Source organism: Enterobacter sp. SECR19-1250 (assembly GCF_013391025.1).
Lineage (GTDB): Bacteria > Pseudomonadota > Gammaproteobacteria > Enterobacterales > Enterobacteriaceae > Enterobacter > Enterobacter cloacae.
Window position 1 is genome coordinate 1 of sequence record NZ_JACASJ010000202.1, and the last position, 3,586, is coordinate 3,586.

The following is a 3,586-nucleotide window of genomic DNA, read 5'->3' on the forward strand; positions in this document are numbered from 1 at the left end:
GGAGCACCTCAAAAACACCATCATACACTAAATCAGTAAGTTGGCAGCATCACCTATGTGCTTGAAGAATACCAGGGTGAAGGGCTCGGAAGATGGGTTATGGAATGCATACATAGTCACCCCATTTTTGATCGGCTCCGCAGGGTGATGTTATTTACAACCACAGCGCCCTGGCTTTATGAAAAGTTTGGCTACGAGCCGGTAAAAAGAGAAAACTATGCATGGACTATTACGCGTCCTGATATTTACACCGGTGGAAAAAGCCTGACTGATAAATAGACCTAAAACAATTGCAAACGCTATCAGCCAGGCATGCATTACCGGGCAATATATTTTTAGATAAAAATGAATGTAATGATCCGCGTTGTGCTTCAGTTTGCGGATGCTGTCGGTCTGATGGTGATTTCTGTTGTATCAACGCTTTCCGGTGCCTCAATGATATGCCTTACGGCACGGGCAATGTCAGCAGGTTGAAGTGCAACAGCGCGGTAAACATCCATCGCCGCCATGGTTTCTGCATGGGTAATGGTTGAGGCCAGTTCACTTTCCACTACGCCAGGATTAACGCACGTTACGCGAATTTTAGAGCTTTCCTGTCGTAAACCATCTGAAATAGCCCGTACCGCAAATTTAGAGGCACAGTACACTGCCGCCGTTGGTACAACGGAAAGTGCACCAATAGAGCCAATGTTTATTATCTGACCAGATTCCTGCGCTTCCATCAGCGGAAGCACAGCGCCAATACCCCACAGCACACCCTTGATATTAACGTCAATGATGCGTTCCCATTCATCCTGTTTGCCAGCCGAAAGCGGTGAAAGCGGCATAACGCCGGCATTGTTGATAAGAACATCAACACGGCCCCAGTTATCCAGCGCGGCCTGTAAGAAGCCAGCCATAGACTGTCGGTTTGTGACATCTAGCTGCTGGGCTTTCGCGATACCACCCGCACTGCAAATTTCTGCGGCAATCGCCTCGGTACGCTCCACTCTGCGTGCTCCCAGTAAAACCTTCGCGCCTGCCGTTCCCAGCTCTCTGGCAATGCCTTCTCCAATACCACTTGATGCGCCGGTGATTACTATCACTTTATCCATGATGCTCTCCTTCAGTTGGGTTCGAAGAGATAATAGAACTTGATGATTAGTTCCAGTATCCTGCTTTTACTGGACTCACTGGTTAGCAGCGTTAAACAATGAAGATAGATCTTAACCTTTTACCCGTTTTCATCGCGGTGGCAGAAGAGCATAGTTTCAGTAAGGCCGCGGCACGGCTGGGCGTTACCCGTTCGGCGGTCAGTCAGGGAATACGACGGCTTGAGGATGCCTTTGGGACAATGCTGGTCATGCGCACGACACGCTCAGTGAATTTAACGGAAGCGGGAGAACGGCTGCATAAATCTCTGTCATTACCGGTAGCCGGTATTGAAGCCGCATTCGATGATATGGCTTCTGACGATATGCCACGTGGCCTTCTCAGGATCGCAGTGACCTCGATTGCGGAAGAATTTCTTTCGGGTCCGCTAATCGCCTCGTTTGCGGCTGCGAACCCAGCGGTGACGCTTGATATTGTTGTCACGGATGAGGAGTTTGATATCGTGGCAGCAGGTTACGATGCTGGCGTGAGGCTCGGAGAAGTCATTGAAAAAGATATGATTGCTATTCCGCTTACCGGAAAGCAACGTGAAATGGTGGTTGCCTCTCCCTCCTATCTCTCAGCCAACGGCATACCCATTCACCCGCGTGAGCTGATGCATCATCGATGCATTGGCTGGCGACCAGCCCCGGATGTTGCGCCTTATCGCTGGCCATTTGAAGAGAACGGAAAAGCGTTCGACCTGTCGATTGAACCGCAGATTACAACTAACGATCTGCGTCTGATGCTGAGGCTGGCACTTGCCGGTGGCGGCATAACGCTTGCCACTCAGGAAACATTCAGGCCGTATATTGAAGGAGGTCAGCTTGTATCATTGCTTGATGATTTTCTTCCCCATTTTCCTGGCTTTTATCTGTACTTCCCTCAGCGTCGCAATATTGCGCCAAAGCTACGCGCCCTGATTGACCATGTCAGGGAATGGCGGCAGCAATCTGCTTAATCGGAGGCGTGGCTGTGCCCGGCGGCGCTACGCTTGCACGGGCCTACGGTGAGTGTCGAGGCGGGTTTGTTTGATGATGGCAATTGATGATTGGTTTTCGCAGGTAAGGCGTAGCCGCCACCCGGCAATGCAGCTTTTAAAGCCGCATCCTGTTCGATCAGGACGTTGGCTAAGAATCTTGAAAACATTTTGTCGTGCCGGTGAGTGCATTTGGGGGGGGATTGATCAGGAGGATCATTATGCGATGTGCTAAAGGCTTTATTTGGGTCGTAAATATTCATGATATAAAGCCCGTTCCTGCTACTCCTGTAGCAGGCAGTAGCACTGCCACAGTAATGTGGTCTATCCGATTGGATAGACATAATTAAATTTTATAAAAATGCTGTTTCGCTACTAATAATTTTCTTCACTTCAAGCCCTTTAAATTTGATGCCAACGCCATGTTCCTGATCTAAATCGGTCGAGAACATGAACCCAAATTCATTGTCCTCATCTGGAGAAAGATAAACTTTCAGCAAAATCAAGTCGTTTGCCTCCGCACCATATATACGCTTGCTATATATCTGGGTTTCAGTTGCGACTTTCTCGAAAAAATATTTCTGATTCTTAATAATAAAATCGATGTCTTTTTTCATTTTTTCATCGACCGAATCAAATTCACGGTTTATGCACTGGATGAGAGAAGGACCAAATGCCGATAATACTAAATCGACTGAAACACCTTCATCGCCTTCATAAAAATCCAATTTAAGTGACATTACCCCCCTATTTCATTTTGTATTCAATGAGTTGGATATTTTCTTTGTTTCAAGAGACTCGAACTTAACCCTCTGATATTTTTCGAATTGACTTATAGAACCTTAATACGGGAAAGACACAACGAAGTGCAGCAATTTTTGCACTCTAATGGAACGTTAAGTATCTACGAATTAAAAGAAGAGCCGGTAGGATTATTTTCCAACCGGCCATTTACAATACAGAAGTTACTTTCTTGAGAAGGGAAAAAGGCATTCTCTAAAAGAATTTTCCTTCACTTCACTTTGAAATTCTCGACCATTTTCAAGTTCTAATTTATCTAATTTAGCCAAAACAAATCTTTCGTTCTCAGCATGGCCTTTATTATAAAAATCAATAGATTGCTGCCCTAAATCATCAATTTTTATTAGTTTAGAAAAAATAGAGTTAATCAGAGGACTACCTGCATACATTACAGATTCGGTTTCCTCACAAGAAAATTTCAAATACATTATCGCTTTTTTCAAGGCGACTACCTCACTTTGACTTAAAGTCAAAGATTTTTCTTGGTTATCAGCCACACCTACCTCCTCTGGACTTTATTTGCTCCTGATTCATCTTCAGTCGTTGCTCATAAGGTAAATGGGATACAATATCATAAGGATTTTTACCTGCATGTAGTACCTCACCTAATTTCAACCGGCCGGAGACTTTGTTGAATAAATCGAACTTTTGCTGAGTTGAAGGATCAGATCACGC

At 45.4% G+C, this 3,586-nt stretch carries 5 protein-coding genes and 1 pseudogene; 2 read left to right on the plus strand and 4 right to left on the minus strand.

Annotated elements, in window-relative coordinates; translation table 11 throughout:
• Positions 1 to 54: 54 nt before the first annotated feature.
• Positions 55 to 279 (plus strand): annotated as a pseudogene (locus HX884_RS25640) (GNAT family N-acetyltransferase); the annotation flags it as partial.
• A 92-nt stretch (positions 280 to 371) separates the two neighbouring features.
• On the opposite strand, the gene HX884_RS25645 reads toward HX884_RS25640, so the two are convergent.
• Positions 372 to 1,094: an SDR family oxidoreductase gene (locus HX884_RS25645; protein ID WP_178328987.1), complete on the minus strand. Its 723-nt coding sequence runs from the start codon at positions 1,092 to 1,094 to the stop codon at positions 372 to 374.
• A 98-nt stretch (positions 1,095 to 1,192) separates the two neighbouring features.
• Here HX884_RS25645 and HX884_RS25650 point away from each other — a divergent pair, with 98 nt between their 5' ends.
• On the plus strand, positions 1,193 to 2,092 hold the full coding sequence (locus HX884_RS25650) for a LysR family transcriptional regulator (RefSeq protein ID WP_178328988.1): 900 nt from the start codon (positions 1,193 to 1,195) through the stop codon (positions 2,090 to 2,092).
• Here HX884_RS25650 and HX884_RS25655 read toward each other — a convergent pair.
• The 3 genes from HX884_RS25655 to HX884_RS25665 form a co-directional block, all read right to left on the minus strand.
• The gene (locus HX884_RS25655; protein ID WP_129251545.1) at positions 2,089 to 2,373 is read right to left on the minus strand and encodes a hypothetical protein; all 285 of its coding nucleotides are present in this window, start codon (positions 2,371 to 2,373) and stop codon (positions 2,089 to 2,091) included. The genes HX884_RS25650 and HX884_RS25655 overlap by 4 nt on opposite strands.
• Positions 2,374 to 2,463: 90 nt before the next feature.
• Positions 2,464 to 2,850 (minus strand): hypothetical protein, encoded by a 387-nt coding sequence (locus HX884_RS25660; protein ID WP_038981052.1) that lies wholly within the window; start codon positions 2,848 to 2,850, stop codon positions 2,464 to 2,466.
• A 225-nt stretch (positions 2,851 to 3,075) separates the two neighbouring features.
• Positions 3,076 to 3,408, minus strand: a complete 333-nt coding sequence (locus HX884_RS25665; protein ID WP_038981053.1) for a hypothetical protein — start codon at positions 3,406 to 3,408, stop codon at positions 3,076 to 3,078.
• Positions 3,409 to 3,586 lie beyond the last annotated feature (178 nt).

What these genes read in the sequence shown, in the direction of transcription:
- HX884_RS25645 (WP_178328987.1), bottom strand. Translation starts at nt 1,094, where the DNA reads ATGGATAAAGTGATAGTAATCACCGGCGCATCAAGTGGTATTGGAGAA.
- HX884_RS25650 (WP_178328988.1), top strand. Translation starts at nt 1,193, where the DNA reads ATGAAGATAGATCTTAACCTTTTACCCGTTTTCATCGCGGTGGCAGAA.
- HX884_RS25655 (WP_129251545.1), bottom strand. Translation starts at nt 2,373, where the DNA reads ATGAATATTTACGACCCAAATAAAGCCTTTAGCACATCGCATAATGAT.
- HX884_RS25660 (WP_038981052.1), bottom strand. Translation starts at nt 2,850, where the DNA reads ATGTCACTTAAATTGGATTTTTATGAAGGCGATGAAGGTGTTTCAGTC.